The organism is Pseudomonas peli, assembly GCF_900099645.1.
Taxonomy (GTDB): domain Bacteria; phylum Pseudomonadota; class Gammaproteobacteria; order Pseudomonadales; family Pseudomonadaceae; genus Aquipseudomonas; species Aquipseudomonas peli.
Map to the genome: position 1 here is coordinate 324,717 of NZ_FMTL01000003.1, position 18,480 is coordinate 343,196.

Annotated in this window: 22 protein-coding genes; 18 read left to right on the top strand and 4 right to left on the bottom strand. The window is 59.5% G+C overall.

Going from position 1 to position 18,480, the window contains the following annotated elements:
* Positions 1–46 precede the first annotated feature (46 nt).
* From hisB to BLO50_RS16135, 9 genes are all read left to right on the top strand, one after another.
* Positions 47–640, top strand: a complete 594-nt coding sequence (gene hisB / locus BLO50_RS16095) for an imidazoleglycerol-phosphate dehydratase HisB (RefSeq protein WP_090255169.1) — start codon at positions 47–49, stop codon at positions 638–640.
* Positions 641–1,279, top strand: a complete 639-nt coding sequence (gene hisH / locus BLO50_RS16100; RefSeq protein ID WP_090254742.1) for an imidazole glycerol phosphate synthase subunit HisH — start codon at positions 641–643, stop codon at positions 1,277–1,279.
* Positions 1,280–1,540 carry a DUF2164 domain-containing protein gene (locus BLO50_RS16105; protein WP_090254743.1) on the top strand — a complete coding sequence of 87 codons (261 nt, stop codon included), beginning with the start codon at positions 1,280–1,282 and terminating at the stop codon, positions 1,538–1,540.
* A 36-nt stretch (positions 1,541–1,576) separates the two neighbouring features.
* On the top strand, positions 1,577–2,314 hold the full coding sequence (hisA, locus tag BLO50_RS16110; RefSeq protein ID WP_090254746.1) for a 1-(5-phosphoribosyl)-5-[(5-phosphoribosylamino)methylideneamino]imidazole-4-carboxamide isomerase: 738 nt from the start codon (positions 1,577–1,579) through the stop codon (positions 2,312–2,314).
* Between the two features lie 63 nt (positions 2,315–2,377).
* Entirely contained in the window at positions 2,378–3,148 is a 771-nt protein-coding gene (gene hisF, locus BLO50_RS16115) for an imidazole glycerol phosphate synthase subunit HisF (RefSeq protein ID WP_090254748.1), read from the top strand.
* A 212-nt stretch (positions 3,149–3,360) separates the two neighbouring features.
* The gene (locus tag BLO50_RS16120; protein ID WP_090255172.1) at positions 3,361–4,314 is read left to right on the top strand and encodes a stealth family protein; all 954 of its coding nucleotides are present in this window, start codon (positions 3,361–3,363) and stop codon (positions 4,312–4,314) included.
* A gap of 343 nt (positions 4,315–4,657) precedes the next feature.
* Entirely contained in the window at positions 4,658–5,395 is a 738-nt protein-coding gene (locus tag BLO50_RS16125) for a substrate-binding periplasmic protein (protein ID WP_090254750.1), read from the top strand.
* Between the two features lie 97 nt (positions 5,396–5,492).
* Positions 5,493–6,248 (top strand): substrate-binding periplasmic protein, encoded by a 756-nt coding sequence (locus BLO50_RS16130; protein ID WP_090254752.1) that lies wholly within the window; start codon positions 5,493–5,495, stop codon positions 6,246–6,248.
* Between the two features lie 137 nt (positions 6,249–6,385).
* Positions 6,386–7,141 carry a substrate-binding periplasmic protein gene (locus BLO50_RS16135; RefSeq protein ID WP_090254754.1) on the top strand — a complete coding sequence of 252 codons (756 nt, stop codon included), beginning with the start codon at positions 6,386–6,388 and terminating at the stop codon, positions 7,139–7,141.
* A 79-nt stretch (positions 7,142–7,220) separates the two neighbouring features.
* Here the strand turns inward: BLO50_RS16135 and BLO50_RS16140 are convergent, their stop codons facing one another.
* The 3 genes from BLO50_RS16140 to gpmI all read right to left on the bottom strand — a co-directional run bounded on the left by BLO50_RS16140 (position 7,221) and on the right by gpmI (position 11,462).
* A complete protein-coding gene (locus tag BLO50_RS16140; RefSeq protein WP_090254756.1) occupies positions 7,221–8,522 on the bottom strand; it encodes a S41 family peptidase in 1,302 nt (433 codons plus the stop codon).
* 39 nt (positions 8,523–8,561) lie between these two features.
* Positions 8,562–9,803, bottom strand: coding sequence for a murein hydrolase activator EnvC family protein (locus BLO50_RS16145; RefSeq protein ID WP_090254758.1), 1,242 nt, complete (start codon positions 9,801–9,803; stop codon positions 8,562–8,564).
* A gap of 123 nt (positions 9,804–9,926) precedes the next feature.
* Positions 9,927–11,462: a 2,3-bisphosphoglycerate-independent phosphoglycerate mutase gene (gene gpmI, locus BLO50_RS16150; RefSeq protein ID WP_090254760.1), complete on the bottom strand. Its 1,536-nt coding sequence runs from the start codon at positions 11,460–11,462 to the stop codon at positions 9,927–9,929.
* A gap of 146 nt (positions 11,463–11,608) precedes the next feature.
* On the opposite strand from gpmI, the gene BLO50_RS16155 reads away from it, so the two are divergent.
* The 3 genes from BLO50_RS16155 to secB are packed head-to-tail and all read left to right on the top strand — an operon-like array spanning position 11,609 to position 12,804.
* Positions 11,609–12,022 carry a rhodanese-like domain-containing protein gene (locus BLO50_RS16155; RefSeq protein ID WP_090254763.1) on the top strand — a complete coding sequence of 138 codons (414 nt, stop codon included), beginning with the start codon at positions 11,609–11,611 and terminating at the stop codon, positions 12,020–12,022.
* 1 nt (position 12,023) lies between these two features.
* A complete protein-coding gene (gene grxC / locus BLO50_RS16160) occupies positions 12,024–12,278 on the top strand; it encodes a glutaredoxin 3 (RefSeq protein WP_090254765.1) in 255 nt (84 codons plus the stop codon).
* Positions 12,279–12,318: 40 nt separating this feature from the next.
* Positions 12,319–12,804, top strand: a complete 486-nt coding sequence (secB, locus tag BLO50_RS16165; protein ID WP_090254767.1) for a protein-export chaperone SecB — start codon at positions 12,319–12,321, stop codon at positions 12,802–12,804.
* 125 nt (positions 12,805–12,929) lie between these two features.
* On the opposite strand, the gene trmL is transcribed toward secB, so the two are convergent.
* Entirely contained in the window at positions 12,930–13,394 is a 465-nt protein-coding gene (gene trmL, locus BLO50_RS16170) for a tRNA (uridine(34)/cytosine(34)/5-carboxymethylaminomethyluridine(34)-2'-O)-methyltransferase TrmL (protein ID WP_090254769.1), read from the bottom strand.
* Here trmL and BLO50_RS16175 point away from each other — a divergent pair.
* From BLO50_RS16175 to BLO50_RS16200, 6 genes are all read left to right on the top strand, one after another.
* On the top strand, positions 13,393–13,824 hold the full coding sequence (locus BLO50_RS16175; protein WP_090254771.1) for a hypothetical protein: 432 nt from the start codon (positions 13,393–13,395) through the stop codon (positions 13,822–13,824). The two genes, trmL and BLO50_RS16175, sit on opposite strands and share 2 nt — an antisense overlap.
* Before the next feature lie 533 nt (positions 13,825–14,357).
* Positions 14,358–15,278, top strand: a complete 921-nt coding sequence (locus BLO50_RS16180) for a type IV pilus biogenesis protein PilM (RefSeq protein WP_090254774.1) — start codon at positions 14,358–14,360, stop codon at positions 15,276–15,278.
* Positions 15,278–15,886, top strand: a complete 609-nt coding sequence (locus BLO50_RS16185) for a PilN domain-containing protein (RefSeq protein ID WP_090254777.1) — start codon at positions 15,278–15,280, stop codon at positions 15,884–15,886. The genes BLO50_RS16180 and BLO50_RS16185 overlap by 1 nt, the downstream gene beginning before the upstream one ends.
* Complete coding sequence (locus BLO50_RS16190) at positions 15,879–16,559, top strand: type II secretion system protein GspM (protein WP_090254779.1); 681 nt, start codon at positions 15,879–15,881, stop codon at positions 16,557–16,559. The genes BLO50_RS16185 and BLO50_RS16190 overlap by 8 nt, the downstream gene beginning before the upstream one ends.
* Positions 16,552–16,869: a Type II secretory pathway component gene (locus BLO50_RS16195; RefSeq protein ID WP_244152899.1), complete on the top strand. Its 318-nt coding sequence runs from the start codon at positions 16,552–16,554 to the stop codon at positions 16,867–16,869. The genes BLO50_RS16190 and BLO50_RS16195 overlap by 8 nt, the downstream gene beginning before the upstream one ends.
* Positions 16,870–16,874: 5 nt before the next feature.
* Positions 16,875–18,476 (top strand): pilus (MSHA type) biogenesis protein MshL, encoded by a 1,602-nt coding sequence (locus BLO50_RS16200; RefSeq protein WP_241693803.1) that lies wholly within the window; start codon positions 16,875–16,877, stop codon positions 18,474–18,476.
* The last annotated feature ends 4 nt before the right edge of the window (positions 18,477–18,480 follow it).

An 18,480-nucleotide genomic window follows, 5' to 3' on the forward strand; every position in this document is an offset into this window, starting at 1 on the left:
GCCTATAATGCCAGCCTTTTTCCGTGGGCAATTTCTGGAGCTGGTGATGGCCGAACGTACGGCATCCGTCGAGCGCAATACCCTGGAGACCCAGATCAAGGTCTCGATCAACCTGGATGGGACTGGTAAGGCCAAGTTCGATATTGGCGTACCGTTCCTTGAGCACATGCTCGATCAGATCGCCCGTCACGGCCTGATCGATCTGGATATCCAGTGCAAGGGCGACCTGCATATCGATGACCACCACACCGTGGAAGACGTTGGCATCACTCTTGGGCAGGCCTTTACCCAGGCCATCGGCGACAAGAAGGGCATGACTCGTTACGGCCATTCCTACGTGCCGCTGGATGAAGCGCTGTCGCGCGTGGTGATCGACTTCTCTGGCCGTCCAGGCCTGCAGATGCACGTGCCATTCACCCGCGCGGTGGTTGGCGGTTTCGACGTGGACCTGTTCCAGGAGTTCTTCCAGGGCTTCGTCAACCACGCCCTGGTCAGCCTGCACATCGACAACCTGCGCGGCACCAACACCCACCACCAGATCGAAACCGTGTTCAAAGCGTTCGGCCGCGCGCTGCGCATGGCGGTGACGCTGGACGAGCGTATGGCCGGGCAGATGCCGTCGACCAAGGGCTGCCTGTAAATGCAGACAGTTGCAGTAATCGACTACGGCATGGGCAACCTGCACTCGGTGGCCAAGGCCCTGGAGCACGTCGGTGCCGGCAAGGTGCTGGTGACCAGTGATGCCCAGGTGATTCGCGAAGCCGACCGCGTGGTATTCCCCGGTGTGGGCGCGATCCGCGATTGCATGGCCGAGATCAAGCGCTTGGGCTTCGACAGCCTGGTGCGTGAAGTCAGCGCGGATCGGCCGTTTCTCGGCATCTGTGTGGGCATGCAGGCGCTGCTGGAGCACAGCGAAGAGAACGATGGCGTCGATTGCATTGGTCTGTTCCCCGGCAAAGTGCGCTTCTTCGGCAAGGACATGGTTGAAGACGGCGAGCCGCTGAAGGTGCCACACATGGGCTGGAACGAGGTGGCGCAGTCGGTCAAACACCCGCTGTGGCACAACATTCCGGACCTGGCGCGTTTCTACTTCGTGCATAGCTATTACATCGAGGCTGGCAACCCCAAGCAGGTGGTCGGTCGTGGCCATTACGGCAAGGACTTCGCCGCGGCGCTGGCTGAAGGCTCGCGTTTTGCCGTGCAGTTCCACCCGGAAAAGAGCCATACCCATGGCCTGCAGCTGCTGCAGAACTTCGCCGCCTGGGATGGCCGCTGGTAAATGAGCCGAGGCAAGGCGAAACCGCCGATCATGACCTTGAGTGCCGAGCAGGAGCGTGAAGCCTGCCTGGCGCTCAAACGGTTCATGGCCGAGCGCTTTGAGCTGGAGCTGGGCAGTTTCGAGGCCGCTGAGGTGCTCGAACTGTTTGCCCGCGAGATTGCACCGCACTACTACAACCGGGCGATTTTTGATGTGCAGACTCACCTGAAAGAACGGTTCGAGAGCATCGAAAGCGACCTCTGGGCACTCGAAAAGAGCTGACCCACCGAATTCACACGACTTGAGCAGGTTCAACCGATGCTGATTATCCCCGCTATCGATCTGAAGGACGGCGCCTGCGTGCGTCTGCGCCAAGGCCGCATGGAAGACTCAACGGTGTTTTCCGATGACCCGGTGAGCATGGCGGCCAAGTGGGTTGAGGGAGGTTGCCGCCGTCTGCACCTGGTTGACCTCAACGGTGCCTTCGAAGGTCAGCCGGTCAACGGCGAAGTGGTCACGGCCATCGCCAAGCGCTACCCGACCCTGCCGATCCAGATTGGCGGTGGCATCCGCACCCTGGAAACCATCGAGCACTACGTACGCGCTGGCGTCAGCTACGTGATCATCGGCACCAAGGCGGTGAAAGATCCGCAGTTTGTCACCGATGCCTGCAAAGCCTTCCCCGGCAAAGTGATCGTCGGCCTGGACGCCAAAGATGGCTTCGTCGCCACCGACGGCTGGGCGGAAGTGTCGACCGTGCAGGCCACTGATTTGGCCAAGCGTTTCGAGGCTGATGGTGTCTCGGCCATCGTTTATACCGACATCGCTAAAGACGGCATGATGCAGGGCTGCAACATCGAAGCTACGGCGGCCCTGGCGGCGGCCAGCCGTATCCCGGTGATCGCCTCCGGCGGCATTCATAACCTGGGCGATATCGAGAAGCTGCTGCTGGCGCGTTCGCCCGGCATCATCGGCGCCATCACCGGCCGTGCCATCTATGAAGGCACCTTGGATGTGGCTGAAGCGCAGACCTTCTGCGACAACTTCAAGGGCTGATTCGTCTGCTCTGGCGGTGCGCGCCGCCTGGGCGGCCCCGCGATACCCTACGGAAATACCGATATGGCACTGGCTAAACGCATCATCCCCTGCCTCGACGTGGACAACGGCCGCGTGGTCAAGGGTGTCCAGTTCGAGAATATCCGCGACGCCGGTGACCCGGTGGAAATCGCCCGGCGTTACGACGAACAGGGTGCTGACGAGATTACCTTTCTCGACATCACCGCCAGCGTCGACGGCCGCGACACCACGCTGCACACCGTCGAGCGCATGGCCAGCCAGGTGTTTATCCCGCTGACTGTCGGTGGCGGCGTGCGCACCGTGCAGGACATCCGCAACCTGCTGAATGCCGGCGCGGACAAGGTGTCGATTAACACCGCTGCTGTGTTTACCCCGGAGTTTGTCGGTGAAGCGGCCTCACGCTTCGGCTCGCAGTGCATTGTCGTGGCCATCGACGCGAAGAAAGTTTCCAAGCCGGGCGAAGCGCCGCGCTGGGAAATCTTCACTCATGGCGGGCGCAAGCCCACCGGCCTTGATGCGGTGCTCTGGGCCAAGAAGATGGAAGACCTCGGCGCCGGCGAAATCCTCCTGACCAGCATGGATCAGGATGGCGTTAAAAGCGGCTACGACCTGGGCGTGACCCGCGCCATCAGTGAAATGGTTGGCATCCCGGTGATCGCCTCCGGTGGCGTCGGCAACCTGCAGCACCTGGCTGACGGCATCATCGAAGGCAAAGCAGCGGCCGTACTGGCGGCGAGCATCTTCCACTTCGGTGAATACACCGTGCCGGAAGCCAAAGCCTACATGGCCGCTCGCGGGATTGTCGTGCGCTAAACCTCGCTGGCCGGCAGCCCTGTCAGCGAGTTGGCAGGTCAGTGAGCGTTGCTACCTTGTGCGAAGGGGCAACGAGTTGTGCGCCAGCGTCACCCCGTAAGCCGTTTCCCGTAAGGGCTGTTCAAACCGCTGCGCATCGCACTCAATGCCGTACGTTTGCCGTGCGCGTATGACGATTGTTGTGACTGCCCTGAATCAAAGCTGGATTAGACATGCAAGTTGATGCTGTTATTACTTGGGTTGATGGAGGCGACGCTAATTGGCGGGCCAAGCGTGAATATCACTCAGGTGAACCGCACCAAGACTTTCTGCCCTTTGCCAACGGCGAGGGCCGCTATCGAGATAACGACGATTTGTTGTTTTTGCTTCGCTCGATGGAGCAGTTCTGGGGCATAGACGGCAACATCTTTATTGTCACCGATCAGCAAGTACCGGGCTTTATCGCGGAGCACCCTCGGCTGCGCATCGTTGACCATTCGCAGATTCTGGATGCGCGCTATCTTCCGACATTCTCATCCCGGGCGATCGAATCGGCGCTGCACCATATCCCCGACCTAGCGGAACACTTCGTTTCATTCAACGATGATCAAATGCTAACCCGGCATGTTCAGCCCAAAGACTTTTTCAGCGCGGTTGGCGCTATGGTGTTCTTAACCCGAGAGGCTATTCCAACCAGTGATGCCGATCTACAGCTGTCGGGTCATAACGATGCCAGTAACGCGCGGCACTGGATGCAAAAAAACTATGGTGCATCGAGCATCGCGTTCATCCCTGAGCACGCCCCCAAAGGCATTCGTAAGAGCTGGATGATGGAGCTTGAAGCGGCGCACCCTGATATTTTCGACGAGGTCCGTCAGGAAAAATTCAGGCGTAGGACAGGTCAAAGCATCCTGGCTAATTTATACCTTGATTGGTGTGCGACCCATGGGCGAGCAGATATTGACTGGGAGCAGTGCCGCTACCTGTTCACCGATGATGTGGAGAATGACCGGGTGGCGTCGCTGCTTGACTCGCTCGGGCGTCATCTATGCATCTGCATCAACGACACGACTGACGACCGCTCAGACATCGCAAAAATGCGCGATAAGCTGGATCGAATACGCACAGAGCTGTTCCCGCGCCCGAGTTACTTTGAGTCATCACGCGGCTCCGCATCTGTTAGCTAATAAGCTCGCGCACCCTCAGATGTAATCGCGCCTTTATGGTCCCTAGTTGCGTAGACACCCCCAAACCTCATCATGTGCCGCCGCTAGGCGGAGCTACAAATACGCCCGCGTGCCCCCACTCATTTAAAAACGAAGCAATTTAACGGCTAGCTCTGCGATGTCTACATGTGGCCGCTGGTTTGGGCCTATCAACAGGCAGCCCTGCTGACCACTGCTGCGGGCGAGTCGACAGCAAAATGTCGACTCGCCCGCTAAAATCAGATTGTCTGCGTTCGGGTTGACACATTCAGCATCCCGCAGCGCCCCTCTTTCTATAAATGGCATTTCCAAACACGGAGTTCTTATGTCCGCTATCCGGCTATTCACCGCAGTGTGGCTGTTGTGTGCCGTCAGTCTGGCTCGTGCGGAGCCTCTGGTTCTGCTTACTGAAAACCTGCCGCCGTTCAGCATGGCGGCTAACGGCGGCAACTTCGCCAAGGATGCTGATGTACAGGGCATCAGCAGCGACACGGTGCGGGCGCTGTGCAGCAAGGCGCAGCTTGAGTGCCAGATGATCCTGCGCTTCCCGTGGGATCGTCAGTACAAGCAGGCATTAGAGAACAAAGGGTATGGGGTGTTTTCCACGATTCGTACGCCGGATCGTGAATCGTTGTTCAAATGGGTTGGGCCGATTGCCGTGAGCGACTGGGTGTTGCTGGCCAAGGCTGACAGCAGCATTACGTTGAACAGCCTGGATCAGGCCGGTGCCTACAAGATCGGCGGTTATCGCAATGATGCGATTTCACAGTTTCTGATCGACCGTGGCGTGCCGGTACAAACCAGTCTGCAGGACAAGGAAAACCTCAACAAGTTGGAGAAAGGCGTGATCGACCTTTGGGCCACCGATGAAGTCGGCGGGCGCTACATGGCTAAGCAGTCGCCACTGGGTGCGCTCAAGGTGGTACATCGCTTTAACAGTGCTGACCTGTACTTGGCGCTGAATAAAGAGACACCCGATGATGTGGTGCAGAAGTTGCAAAAAGCGTTGGACGATATGCGCGCTCAAGGTGGATTGACCGCTATCAAAGACGGTTATCTTTAACCCGCTGCTGTCGATCCCCGCGGCAAACCTGGGCTGGGCTTAGCCGGACACGCTGGGTATGCTTGCATGCTCAGCCCAACTATCGATGTGAGACATCATGTTTAAACACTTACTAGCCGCCCTTGCCGGCACAGTTATGGTGCTTGCGGGCAGTGCTCGGGCCGAAATTGACCCGAACTACCGCATGGTTCTACTGACCGAGAATTTTCCGCCTTACAACATGGCGATCAACGGCAAGAACTTCGCTCAGGAAGACAATATTGACGGCATTGCCGTGGACATCATCCGTGAGATGTTCAAACGTGCCGGCATTCAATACAACATGACCCTGCGCTTCCCTTGGGACCGCATTTACAAGTTAGCGCTGGAAAAGCCTGGCTATGGCGTGTTTGTTGCGGCGCGCTTGCCGGAGCGTGAGGCGCTGTTCAAGTGGGTTGGCCCGATTGGTCCGGATGACTGGGTGCTGCTCGGCAAGGCCGATAGCAGTATTACCCTGAACAGCCTGGACGATGCCAAACAGTACAAGGTTGGCGCTTACAAGGGCGACGCGATTGCCGAGCACTTGGTGGAAAAAGGTCTGGAGCCGATTACCGCTCTGCGCGACACGGAAAACGCCAAGAAGCTGATGGCCGGCCAGATTGATCTGTGGGCCACCGGCGACCCCGCCGGCCGCTACCTGGCCAAGCAGGAGGGTATCTCCGGGCTGAAAACCATTCTGCGTTTCGATAGTGCAGAGTTGTATCTGGCGCTTAATAAAGAAGTGCCGGATGAAGTTGTGCAGAAGCTGCAAGCCGAGCTGGACAAGATGCGTAGCGAAGGTTTTGTCGACGATATTCTGAACAACTACCTGTAATACGCAAAACCAGTGGGCCGGTCACAAACCGGCCCGCGGCCATGGATGGTTGACGCTACGTACCATACGTCGCCGGGCACCCGCCCGAGCAAGGATGCCGCTAGCCATAATCACAATTCATGCGAGCGGAATGACCTATGTTGAAAACCCTGAAAGCCAGCCTGTTGTTCGGGCTTGTCCTGAGTGCCTGTGCTGCCCGTGCAGAGCTTCCAGCCGATTACAAAGTGGTGTTGCTGACCGAGAACTTCCCGCCGTTCAACATGGCGGTGGATGACAAGAACTTTGCCCGTGATGACGGTATCGACGGCATCAGTGCCGAGATTATCCGGGCGATGTTCAAGCGTGCCGGCATCAACTACACGCTGACCCTGCGCTTCCCTTGGGACCGCTTGTACCGCCTGACCTTGGACAAACCCAACTACGGCTTGTTCTCCACCACGTTCACTGCTGAACGTCAGCCTCTGTTCAAGTGGGTGGGGCCATTGGCTAAAACCGGTTGGGTGCTGCTGGCGGCGCCGGGTAATAACGTCAGTGTCGCTAGCCTCAAAGATGCAGCGCAGTATCAAATTGGCGCCTACAAAAATGACGCGGTTAGCCAGCATCTGGAAAGCCAGGGGCTGAGTCCGGTCAATGCGCTGCGTGATCAGGAGAACATCAAGAAGCTGCTCAGCGGCAAGATCGACCTGTGGGCTACCACTGATCCCGTGGGGCGCTATCTGGCCAAGCAGGAGGGCGTCAGTGGTCTGAATACCGCGCTGCGCTTTAACGAGGCTGAGCTGTACCTGGCGCTTAACAAGGACACCCCGGATGAGGTGGTGCAGCGTCTGCAGAAAGCATTGGATGAACTGCGCGCCGAAGGCTTTATTGACGAGATGACCAATAACTACCTGTAGTCGCAGGCGTTATTAAAAAGCCCGACCTTGAGTAATCAAAGTCGGGCTTTTTTTAGCGCTGTGTCTCTACAGGTGAAACCTAGTCGCCGCGGGTGACGCTCAGGCCCTTGAGCAGGTTGAGGGCTTGGCTGAGCTGGTAGTCGTCATCCTGTGGGCGTATCGGCGCGCTGGTCTTGCCTTTGCTTGGCTTATCGGCGCCGCCGTTGCCATTGCCCAGGTGACCTTGCAGGTCGGCTTCCTTGATGGTTTCGTCGCCCTGTTCGCGGGTCAGCTTGGCGCGCGCCACTTCGATGTCCGGCACGATGCCTTGAGCCTGAATCGAGCGGCCGTTAGGCGTGAAGTACAACGCCGTGGTGAGCTTCAGGGCGCGGTCATTGTTCAGTGGCAGCACGGTCTGTACCGAGCCCTTGCCGAAGCTATCAGTGCCCATCAGCACGCCACGCTTGTGATCCTGCAGGGCACCGGCGACGATTTCGGAGGCCGAGGCGCTGCCACCGTTGATCAGCACGACCAGGGGCACGCCTTCGCTGGCGTCGGCTGGGTCGGCATTGAAGCGCAGTTCGGAGTTGGCGATGCGTCCTTCGGTGTAGACGATCAGGCCTTTCTTGAGGAAGTGGTCGGTGACTTCCACGGCCGCCTGCAGCACGCCGCCGGGGTTGTTGCGCAGGTCGAGCACCAGGCCGCGCAGCTTCTTGCCGTTGTCTTTGCGCAGTTTAGCCAGGGCCTTGCCGACTTCTTCGCCGCTGTTGACCTGGAATTGGGTGATGCGTATGTAGCCGTAGCCATCGTCAAGCAGCTGGCTCTTCACGCTTCTGACCTTGATCACGGCGCGTGTCAGTTCAACATCGAAGGGCTTGCCGCCTTCACGCACTAAGGTCAGTTCGATGTCACTGCCAGCTTTGCCGCGCATCTTCTCCACGGCTTCCATCAGCGATAGGCCCTTGGTTGGCTGGCCGTCGATCTTCACGATCAGGTCGCCTGGTTGGATGCCGGCCGCAGAGGCTGGGGTGTCATCAATCGGCGAGACCACCTTGAGGAAGCCATCCTCGGTGCCGAGCTCAATGCCCAGGCCGCCGAATTCGCCGCTGGTGCTCTCCTGCAAGTCGCGGAAGGCTTCCGGCTCCAGGTAAGCCGAGTGCGGGTCAAGGTTGCTGAGCATGCCCTTGATCGCGTTTTCCAGCAGGGTTTTGTCCGTGACCGGCTCAACATAGGCGGACTTGATGCGATCCATCACCTCGGCAAAGGTGCGCAGGTCGTCCAGCGGCAGTGGCGCGCTGTCGTTGGCGGTGGCCGGTACTTCGGCTGGCGCGGCAAAGGCGGCAGTGCTACCCAGCAGGGTAACAGCCAGCGCGAGGGCGGTGAGGCGGAACAGATGCGGCATGTCGAACTTACTCCTGTCCTGAATCGGTAATCGCAGCACTTATCCTTGTGCGCGGCACCATTGAGCGGGGTCAATCGGGCGGCCCTGCTGGCGAATTGCGAAATACAGTGCTGAGGTTTCCTGGCCACCGCTGTTGCCAACGGTAGCGATGGCTTCGCCGGCTTTGACCACATCCCCGGCGTCTTTGAGCAGGCTCTGGTTATGCCCATAGAGGCTCAGGTAGCCGTTGCCATGGTCGAGAATGACCAGAAGCCCGGCGCCACGCAACCAGTCGGCAAACACCACGCGCCCGCCATGCACGGCATGAACCTGGCTGCCAGCGGAAGCGCCGATCAGCACACCGTCCCATTTGGTACGGGCATCGCCGCCACGCGGTGTGCCGTAGCGAGCCACCAGGCGACCGTTTACCGGCCAGGGCAATTTGCCGCGGGCTTTGGCAAATGGGCCGCCGAAGCTGGCGCCAGAACTTACCAGTGGACCTGTCGGTACGGTATTAGAGCTGTTGCGCGATTGTTCACGTTCGGCGAGCAGGGCTTGTTGACGCGCGGCTTCAGCTTCACGGGCCTGGCGGGCAAGGGTTTCTTCAATGGTTTTCAGCACGCGGGTCAGGTTGGCTTGTTCCTGCTCGCGCGCCTTGAGCTTCTGGTCGCGGGCGGAAAACTCCTTGTTCAGTTTGGCCAACGCCAGTTGACGCTCTTTGCGCACGCTGGCGAGCTGTTCGCGGCGGCCATCCAGGGCACTTTTCTGCTCCAGTAACTGGTTCTGCTGGTTGGCGATATCCTGCTCGACGTTAGCCAGCTGGCGCAGGGTTTCATTGAAGGTCGCAAGTTGTTCCATGCGCGCTTCGCTGAGGTAGTCGTAGTAGGTCAGGGTGCGTGAGAACTTTTCTGGGTTCTGCTGGTTGAGGAGCAGCTTGACGTACTCCTGGCGCCCGCTCTGGTAAGCGGCGCGGGCCTGGATGCCGATCAGGCGTTGCTGTTCAAGGCGCGCGCCCTCAAGTTTTTTTTTCTCGGTATCGAGGCGCTGGATTTCCTCTTCGCTCTTCTTCAGGTCCTGCTGCAGGCCTTTGACCTGCTTCTCCAGCTGGCCCATCTCGCTTTCGGTTTTCTTCAGATCTTTCTGCACGCCGGATTTTTCCTGCTGCAGCTTCTCCAGCAGTTGCTTCAGCTCGGCGACATCGGCGCGCGCGGCATCCAGTTGCTTCTGCGCATCGCTCTTCTCGTCGGCGATCGCAGGCGTCAGCAGGAGGGTCAGGAAAATAACGGCGAGGGCACGAAACATGGGGCGGGCGGCACCTGAATTAAGAACGCGCCTAGTATGCCTAAAAAATGGCCGGGAGCCATGGTTAACGTCACGTTGCGACGGCCCGCAGGCCAGGCATTGCACCTGGCTGCGGGCAGTTGCTTAGTTCAGCTCAACGATGCTGGTGCCGGTCATTTCCGTGGGTACTGGCAAACCCATCAGCGTCAGCAGGGTCGGGGCCACGTCGGCCAGTACACCGCCTGAACGGATTGTCGCCGGGCGTTTGCCAACATAGATGAAGGGCACGGGCTCGCAGGTGTGTGCGGTGTGCGCCTGGCCGGTGCTTTCATCCGCCATCTGCTCGACGTTTCCGTGGTCGGCAGTGATCAGCGCTTCGCCGCCGACTTTATCCAGCGCGGCGACGATGCGGCCGACGCAGCCGTCCAGGCACTCCACGGCGGCCACGGCAGCGGAAAACACGCCGGTGTGGCCGACCATGTCGCCGTTGGCGTAGTTGACGATGATCACGTCATAACGCTGGTTTTCGATGGCATCGACGATCTTGTCGGTAACTTCCGGCGCGCTCATCTGCGGCTGCAGGTCATAGGTGGCGACGTTCGGTGACGGGATCAGGATGCGCTCTTCACCGGCAAAGGGCTCTTCACGACCGCCGGAGAAGAAGAAGGTGACGTGGGCATATTTTTCGGTTTCGGCGATGCGCAGTTGGGTCTTGCCGTTATTCGCCAGGTATTCGCCGAGTACGTTGGTCAGGGCTTCCGGCTTGTAGGCGCTGGGCGTCGGGATGCTTGCGGCGTACTGGGTGAGCATGACGAAGCCGGCCAGTTGCGGCACGCGCGGGCGCTCGAACTCTTTGAAGCCCGGCTCGACAAAGGCGCGGGTCAGCTCGCGTGCGCGGTCGGCGCGGAAGTTCATAAAGACTAAGGCGTCGCCGTCTTCCATCCGCACGGGCTCGCCAATGGTCGTTGCTTTGACGAATTCATCGCTTTCGCCACGCTCGTAGGCAGCATTCAGGCCTTCCACTGCAGTGGCAGCGTTGAACTGGCCGTGACCGTCGACCAGCAACCCGTAGGCCTGCTCGACGCGGTCCCAGCGGTTGTCGCGGTCCATCGCGAAGTAGCGGCCGCTGAGGCTGGCGATGCGGCCCTTGCCGAGTTTGGCGAAGGTGGCGTCAAGCAGTTCAATGGACGGCTGTGCGCTTTTCGGTGGGGTGTCACGGCCGTCGAGGAAGGCGTGCAGGTAGATTTTTTCGGCACCGCGCTGAACGGCGAGTTCGGCCATGGCCACCAGATGATCCTGGTGGCTGTGTACGCCGCCATCGGAGAGCAGCCCGAGGATATGCACGGCTTTGCCAGCGCTGATGGCTTTATCGACGGCAGTGGTGATGGTTGGATTGGTGAAGAACTCGCCATCACGAATGGCTTTGGTCACTCGGGTGAAGTCTTGATACACCACGCGACCGGCACCGAGGTTCATGTGGCCGACCTCGGAATTGCCCATTTGCCCGTCTGGCAGGCCGACATCCATGCCTGAACCCGAGATCAGGCCGTGGGGCTGGGTGGCGCGCAGGTGGTCATAGACCGGCGTGTTGGCGGCCATGATGGCGTTGGATTCGGGGCTGTCACTGTGGCCGAAGCCATCGAGGATGATCAGTACCAGGGGTTTGGGCGTAGCGCTCATAAAGCTGGTTCGCTCTGGGTCGATGGGCGGGAAACAAGGCTGGGCATTTTACGGCCAAGTATGGAAAACGTCACCGCCGGGCGGGGTTTGGCCGACCTGTGCGGCTGTGTATACTGGCCGACATTTTACCGCCCCGGAACCGCACAATGCTTGCCAACTTGATTGAATTTGCCACTACCCACTATGTCCTGAGCGGTTTGTTCGCAACTCTGCTCGCGCTGCTGATCTTTACCGAAGCGCGCAAGGGCGGACAGAGCCTGAGCAGTCGCGAGCTGACTGCCCTGGTCAACAGCGAGCAGGGCGTGGTGTTGGATATCCGCGGGCAGAAGGACTTTTCCGCTGGGCATATCGTCGGTGCACTGAATATTCCGTTCGAAAAATTCGCCGCTCGTATGGTTGAGCTGGACAAACACAAGGCCAAAACCATCATCGTGGTTGATGCCATGGGCCAGCACAGCGGCGGCGTTTGCCGTGACCTGAAAAAGGCCGGCTTCACCGCGGCCAAGCTGTCTGGCGGGATTGCCAGCTGGCGTGGCGACAACCTGCCATTGGTGAAGTGAGATGCAGCCTGTCGTCATCTATTCCAGCGATTGGTGCCCGTACTGCATCCGCGCCAAACAACTGCTGACGCACAAAGGCGTGGCCTTTAACGAGATTAAGGTTGATGGCAAACCGGATGTGCGTGCTGAAATGACCCGCAAGGCGCGCCAGACCTCGGTGCCGCAGATCTGGATCGGCGACACCCATGTGGGTGGTTGCGATGATCTTTACGCCCTGGAGCGCGCGGGCAAGCTCGACGCGCTGCTCAAGGCTTAATTCCCTGTTTACCCGTACCTAACGACAAGAAGGCTTTGCCATGACAGAACAAGCTAGCAACGGCGCCGCTCAGGGCGAACAAAATCCACAGTTCTCCCTGCAGCGTATCTATGTACGTGACCTGTCCTTCGAAGCGCCGAAGAGCCCGGAAATTTTCCGTCAGGAGTGGGCGCCTAGCGTTGCCATGGACCTCAACACCCGTCAGAAGGCGCTGGATGGCGACTTCCACGAAGTGGTGCTGACCCTCTCGGTAACCGTGAAAACTGGCGAAGAAACCGCCTTTATCGCTGAAGTTCAGCAGGCCGGCATCTTCCTGATCAAGGGGCTGGATGCGGCGTCCATGAGCCATACCCTGGGTGCGTTCTGCCCGAACATCCTCTTCCCGTATGCCCGCGAAACTCTGGACAGCCTGGTTGTGCGTGGCTCGTTCCCGGCGTTGATGCTGGCGCCGGTGAATTTCGACGCCCTCTACGCTCAGGAGCTGCAGCGCATGCAGCAAGCCGGCGAAGCGGCCACCGCGCACTAAGGTTTGCGGTTGCAACAAAAAACGCCCTACGGGGCGTTTTTTTATGGCCTGCCATCCTTGGCGGCTACCCTGCGGGCCGTCGCTCCGCGACGTTAAAAATTGCTCCCGGCAATTTTTTATACGCGTTACTGGGCGTCGGCAAATCCCTGCTGACGCCAGGCTTCATAGACGGCCACGGCGACGGTATTGGACAGGTTCAGGCTACGGCAGCCTTCGCGCATCGGCAGGCGCAGGCGTTGTTCAGGCGGCAGGCTGTCGCGAATCTCCTGAGGCAGGCCGCGGCTTTCCGGGCCAAACAGGAAAGCATCGCCAGGCTGGTAGCTAACGTCGTGGAATGCCTGCGAGCCCTTGGTGGTAAAGGCGAACACGCGCGGCTGACCGATACTTGCCAGGCAGCTGGCCAGGTCGGCGTGGCGCTGCAGGGTGGCGTATTCGTGATAATCCAGCCCGGCGCGGCGCAGGCGTTTGTCATCCAGTTCGAAGCCCAGCGGCTCGATCAGGTGCAGGTGGCAGCCGCTGTTGGCGCAGAGCCTGATAATGTTGCCGGTATTGGGCGGTATTTCCGGTTGAAAAAGGATGACGTGAAACATGCGCGGCTCCGAGCTTGAAGACGAGCAGCATTCTACAGACCCGCGCCCCCGTCCGTGGGTGCGGGTAATTGCTTCATTGGGTGTGTTTGGATTTTTGATTGGTTTGATGATTGGCCGGATGTTCCAGCCTGACCCATTGTGGCTTGAGCGTGTTGACGTGCTGGAGCAGCGGCTGGAGTTCTGGTTCAACGTTGAGCCGGTGCCGCATGAGGAGCATGTGGGCGGTGTGGTGATCCTGCGCTTGCAGAGTTTTGGGCGCGAGCAGCAAGGCCAGTTAGAAGTACAGGGGCGCTTGGCCAACTGGCGTTTGCAGCGTGAGCGAAGGGATTTGGTCTTGAAGGTGGTGGCGGCCCGTCCTTTGCGCAGTGAATGGCACGCTGAAGAGGTGGACGGGCGCTGGCGGCTGGTGGTCAGCCTGATGGAGCAATAAAAGAGGGGAATCCCCGGCCTGCCTGTACCAAGGTCCCCAAAACTGGGATTGCTTGAGTCTATGCAGGCTGTGTGCCAGTTTTATTACGTTGGCTACAGGCCTAGTAAATAGAGGCTCAGAGTCTGGCGGCCGTTGTTGCCGATGACAGCTAGGGCTGGCGGGGATGAATCATAGCTGTGCATCGGGGTGGTGGATGTGCATTGCTTTGGCGCATTTCCCGCCGCGTTCATGGCGAAGGCCTTGGCGGGGATGGGCGCAGCACGGGGTCGAGGCCTATGCTTTGTGTTATACAGTCTTCAACTAATGTATGGCCTTTTGATGTCGCGTGGCTGTGCAGCGTTGTTTAGCAACTGGCGTTGCTATATGGCTGGCGAAGGTGTTGATTTCATATGTTTGGGTGAGGGGCAGTCGAGGCACAGTTCCAGGCGTTGCAGCAGAGGCATTGATCAGCATCAGGGGCGCGCCTGAACAGCTATTCTAAACTGTGCGGCCGGCAGGATTGCCTAGGTCGCTATGGGTGGTGGGGATTACAGTTGGCGTGGTTTGCTAAAAGAAAGATAAAAGTCGCCAATGGTTTGCTGGGCATCGAAACCAGTCCTGAAGGTATTGCACTGGCACGCGTGCTACGTGAGCCCGGCCAGCCGCCGCGCCTGCTGGAATGCCAATTCCATGAGGCCACAAGTGTTGAACAGCCTGCCTTGCTCAAACGCTTGGTCAATGAGCTGGGCTTTGCCGGCATGCCGGTCAACCTGCTGTTGCACCCTGCGACTTACCAGATGCTGCTGCTCGACAGTCCTGATGTACCTGCCACTGAATTGCGTGATGCGATGCGTTGGCGAGTCAAGGAGCTGATCAGTGAGCCGCTTGAGAACGTCGTCGTCGATGCGTTCAATCTGCCCGAAGATGCCTACCGTGGACGCTCACGTATGGCTTATTGCGCCGTCCTGAATAAGGCGCGGATGCACGCCTTGGGGGCCATGTGCAACGAGGCGGGTCTGCGCCTGGGCAGCATTGATGTCACCGAAATGGCGTTCCGCAATCTGGGCGTGCTTGCTGGCAGCGAGGGCATGAGCCTGGCGCTGCTGCGTTTACGCTCCAGTGAAGGGCTGATCGCTGTTCAGCATGGCGCCGATTTATATATGGCGCGGCGCATCGAGCAGGGCCTCGACCAGGCAGACCCGGAGTTCTCAGCGATGACCCTGGAGATTCAGCGTTCGCTCGATTACTACGAAAGTCAGCTCGGTAAGGGGTACATCAACCGGCTGCTGCTGTTGCCCATGAAGCGCAATGGCGCCGCAGCCCTGCAAGCCTTGTCCAACGGCTTGGCGGTTAAGCTGCAGGCACTGGATTTGCGTGAGCTGTTTCCGGGCCAAGCCAGCGCAGAATTATCCGAGCAGGAGCAAGCCTATTGCATGGGCGCCGTAGGTGCGGCGCTGCGGCAGGAGGTTGGCTGATGCAAAACCTCAACCTGTATCAGCTTGAACGTACACAACAGAGTGGACCGCGTCCCGCGCAGATGTTGCTGGGCTTAGGCGTCGTGTTGTTGCTGTGCCTAGGCCATGCCAGTTGGCAGGCTTGGCAGCTGCATCACGGCGCACAGCGTCTGGCCGAGAAGCAGCTGCAAGCACAGCAAGAAGAGGCCCAATTGGCATCGGCTCTTGGCAGTTTTATCGAGCCAACGCTGGATGAGCGATTACCCGAGGAGCTGGCTGCGCGCGAGCAGGGCAACCGTGAGTTGCAGCGACTGGTCGCTTACTTGCAGCTGCTTGGCAGCCAACGCAGTGCCGGATTTGTTGCACCGTTGGCGGCGCTGACCGAGCAACATCCCTCAAGTGGTTTGTGGCTGAACGGCATCAGCCTGCACGAGGGGGGGCGGCATATTCGTCTGCAGGGGCGTAGCCAGGACCAGGAGTTGCTGCCGGCGTACTTGCAGCGTCTGGGGCAGAGTGCCGTATTCAGCGGGCGTGAGTTCGCGCGTTTCGATGTGCAGCGCGGTGACGATCAACTGCTGCATTTTGACCTCTCGTCCCAGCTGAAGGATAAGGAGGCCGGCGATGAATAAGTGGCTGCAGCGCTGGCAGGGTATGGCCGCGCGCGAGCGCTGGCTGACGTACGGTGTGGCGCTGGGCCTTCTCGGAGTGCTCTATGTGCTGTTGATCGGCGACCCGTTGAGCATGCGCCTGGCCAAGCAGCAGAGTGATTGGCAAGTGGCCGAAGGTCGTCGTGCTGAGGCCGAGAGTGCTCGGTTGGAATTGCAGCGACGCACAGAGGCTGATCCTAATCGGCAATACCTCAACGCCCTCAGCGCTGCAGCGGCGAATCGTGATGGGCTCATCCAGCAGATTGATCAGCACACCGCAGAGCTGATCACCCCGCAGAAAATGCAAACGGTGCTGCAAGAGCTGCTGCGCAAACAACCGCAGCTGCGTGTGCTGGGCATGAGTAGTTTCAGTGAGCCGGTACAGTTGGCTCCTGCCGAGCCGGCTGCGGCGCCGGTAAGCGCTGACAAAGCGCCGCCTACCCCAGCGGTGACACTCTATAAACATGGCTTGGAGCTGCAGCTGGAAGGTGGTTATTTCGACCTGTTGAACTACCTGCAAGCAGTGCACGCCAGCGGTTGGCAACTCAACTGGGACAGCCTGGATTATCAGGTTGGCGAGGCGGGCCCGAGCAAGGCCAGCATCCGTCTGAAACTCTACACATTGAGTCGGCATGCGGGGTGGGTCGGTGTCTAAAGTCCTGTTACTGAGTCTGCTATTGAGCAGTGCGGCGCTGGCCGACAATGTGGGTATCGACCCGACCCAGCCACCGCGCGAGCTGTTGCCTGCCGCCGCGGCCAGTGGCGACAGCCCGCTGATATTGCAAGCCATCGTGCGTGGTGCCCAGGGCAGCCGCGCAGTGATTGGTGGACAGAACCTGCGAGTCGGCGAGCGCTATGCCGATGCCCGGGTGCTGGCCATCCATGCGCAGTCCGTATTGATTGAGCGCCAGGGCCAGCAACAGCTGCTGCGCCTGGCTGAACCCGTTATGCAACCGAGCCGATGATGCCCATGATCAGATTTTTGCCCAGTGTCTGTCTGTTGAGCCTGAGCTGTCTGCTTGTGGCCTGCCAGACCTTCAAGGATGGTGACGCGCAACTCTATGAGCAGAGCGGCAAGTTGCTGGATGACAGCCTCAAGCAGGCTCAGGCCGCCCCCAAGGTGATGCCGCCGCTGGCCGTGCAGGCCGCGTTGATCCCGCCGCTGGGCAGCGGCTTCAGCAGTGGCCCGCGCTTTGATGTGGCGGCCAAGGACATGCCGGCGCGTGAGTTCTTTCTCAGCCTGATGGAGGGTGCTGGGCAGAACCTGGTGGTGCATCCGGACGTGAGCGGCACCATTACCTTCAGTCTGCGCCGCGTCACCCTCGATGAAGTGCTCGCAGCGGTGCGCGACAGTTACGGTTATGACTTCCGCCGTACCAGCTATGGCTACCAGATCCTGCCCAATCAGGTGATTACCCGCAGTTACGACATCAACTACCTCAACCTGCAGCGTATCGGCCAGACCGATACACGGGTCAGCTCCGGGCAGGTGGAAAGCACCAGTAACAACAACGCGGGCAGCGGCGTCAGCAACAGCACCAACACCAGCGGCAACAGCAATACTGTGACCACCCTCAACGCCAGCCAGGTCAGCACTTCCAGCAATGTCGACTTCTGGAATGAAGTGCGCCAGGTGGTGGAAATGATCGTGGCGGGTGACAGCAACAGCAGCGTGATGGTCAATCCGCAGGCCAGTCTGCTGGTGGTGCGGGCGCACAGCGCTGCTCAGGAAAACGTCGCGCGCTTTCTTGAGCAGGCGCAGATCAACCTGCAGCGGCAGGTGATTCTGGAGACCAAGATCCTCGAGGTGCAGCTCTCCGACGGCTTCCAGGCCGGCATCAGCTGGGACCAGATTGGTGGCGATGTCAGCAGTAACCTGGGGGCTGCGGCGCTGAGTGGCCCAACTGGGGTCAATGGTGTATTCGGCATTGCCCTGACCCTGGGGGATTTCACCGGGCTGATCGAGTTGCTGGAGACGCAAGGTGAGGTACGTGTGCTCTCTAGCCCGCGTATCTCCACGTTGAATAACCAGAAAGCGGTGATCAAGGTGGGGACTGACGAATTCTTTGTCACCAACGTCTCCTCCACCGGTTCCACGGCCACGGTGGGCGGGGTTACTGAGCCGACCCAGGACATCACCCTGACGCCATTCTTCTCCGGTATCTCCCTCGACGTTACGCCGCAGATCGATCAGAACGACACCGTGACCCTGCATGTGCGGCCGACCGTCAGCCGTGTGCGTGATCAGAACAAGACCATCACCCTGGGCGAAGACAATGTATTCAACCTGCCGCTGGCGTTGTCCACCACGCGCCAGTCGGACTCCATCGTGCGTGCCCGCAGTGGCCAGGTGGTGGTGATTGGCGGCCTGCTGCAGAACAACAACGAAAACACCGATGCCAGCATTCCCTGGGCCAGCACCCTGCCGATCGTCGGCAACCTGTTCAAGCAGCAGCGCAAAGCACTGCAGCAGAGCGAGCTGGTGATTCTCATGCGGCCGCAGGTGGTCAGTGATGAGGTCTGGCTGAATGAGCTGCGCAAGAGTGCGCAAACCTTCAAAGAGCTGAGATAGGCCG

What these genes read in the sequence shown, in the direction of transcription:
- BLO50_RS16155 (WP_090254763.1), top strand. Translation starts at nt 11,609, where the DNA reads ATGCTTGCCAACTTGATTGAATTTGCCACTACCCACTATGTCCTGAGC.
- BLO50_RS16120 (WP_090255172.1), top strand. Translation starts at nt 3,361, where the DNA reads ATGCAAGTTGATGCTGTTATTACTTGGGTTGATGGAGGCGACGCTAAT.
- secB (WP_090254767.1), top strand. Translation starts at nt 12,319, where the DNA reads ATGACAGAACAAGCTAGCAACGGCGCCGCTCAGGGCGAACAAAATCCA.
- BLO50_RS16145 (WP_090254758.1), bottom strand. Translation starts at nt 9,803, where the DNA reads ATGTTTCGTGCCCTCGCCGTTATTTTCCTGACCCTCCTGCTGACGCCT.
- BLO50_RS16135 (WP_090254754.1), top strand. Translation starts at nt 6,386, where the DNA reads ATGTTGAAAACCCTGAAAGCCAGCCTGTTGTTCGGGCTTGTCCTGAGT.
- BLO50_RS16125 (WP_090254750.1), top strand. Translation starts at nt 4,658, where the DNA reads ATGTCCGCTATCCGGCTATTCACCGCAGTGTGGCTGTTGTGTGCCGTC.
- BLO50_RS16185 (WP_090254777.1), top strand. Translation starts at nt 15,278, where the DNA reads ATGCAAAACCTCAACCTGTATCAGCTTGAACGTACACAACAGAGTGGA.
- BLO50_RS16130 (WP_090254752.1), top strand. Translation starts at nt 5,493, where the DNA reads ATGTTTAAACACTTACTAGCCGCCCTTGCCGGCACAGTTATGGTGCTT.
- BLO50_RS16190 (WP_090254779.1), top strand. Translation starts at nt 15,879, where the DNA reads ATGAATAAGTGGCTGCAGCGCTGGCAGGGTATGGCCGCGCGCGAGCGC.
- BLO50_RS16140 (WP_090254756.1), bottom strand. Translation starts at nt 8,522, where the DNA reads ATGCCGCATCTGTTCCGCCTCACCGCCCTCGCGCTGGCTGTTACCCTG.
- BLO50_RS16200 (WP_241693803.1), top strand. Translation starts at nt 16,875, where the DNA reads ATGATCAGATTTTTGCCCAGTGTCTGTCTGTTGAGCCTGAGCTGTCTG.
- hisF (WP_090254748.1), top strand. Translation starts at nt 2,378, where the DNA reads ATGGCACTGGCTAAACGCATCATCCCCTGCCTCGACGTGGACAACGGC.
- trmL (WP_090254769.1), bottom strand. Translation starts at nt 13,394, where the DNA reads ATGTTTCACGTCATCCTTTTTCAACCGGAAATACCGCCCAATACCGGC.
- hisH (WP_090254742.1), top strand. Translation starts at nt 641, where the DNA reads ATGCAGACAGTTGCAGTAATCGACTACGGCATGGGCAACCTGCACTCG.
- BLO50_RS16175 (WP_090254771.1), top strand. Translation starts at nt 13,393, where the DNA reads ATGCGCGGCTCCGAGCTTGAAGACGAGCAGCATTCTACAGACCCGCGC.
- BLO50_RS16105 (WP_090254743.1), top strand. Translation starts at nt 1,280, where the DNA reads ATGAGCCGAGGCAAGGCGAAACCGCCGATCATGACCTTGAGTGCCGAG.
- hisB (WP_090255169.1), top strand. Translation starts at nt 47, where the DNA reads ATGGCCGAACGTACGGCATCCGTCGAGCGCAATACCCTGGAGACCCAG.
- gpmI (WP_090254760.1), bottom strand. Translation starts at nt 11,462, where the DNA reads ATGAGCGCTACGCCCAAACCCCTGGTACTGATCATCCTCGATGGCTTC.
- hisA (WP_090254746.1), top strand. Translation starts at nt 1,577, where the DNA reads ATGCTGATTATCCCCGCTATCGATCTGAAGGACGGCGCCTGCGTGCGT.
- grxC (WP_090254765.1), top strand. Translation starts at nt 12,024, where the DNA reads ATGCAGCCTGTCGTCATCTATTCCAGCGATTGGTGCCCGTACTGCATC.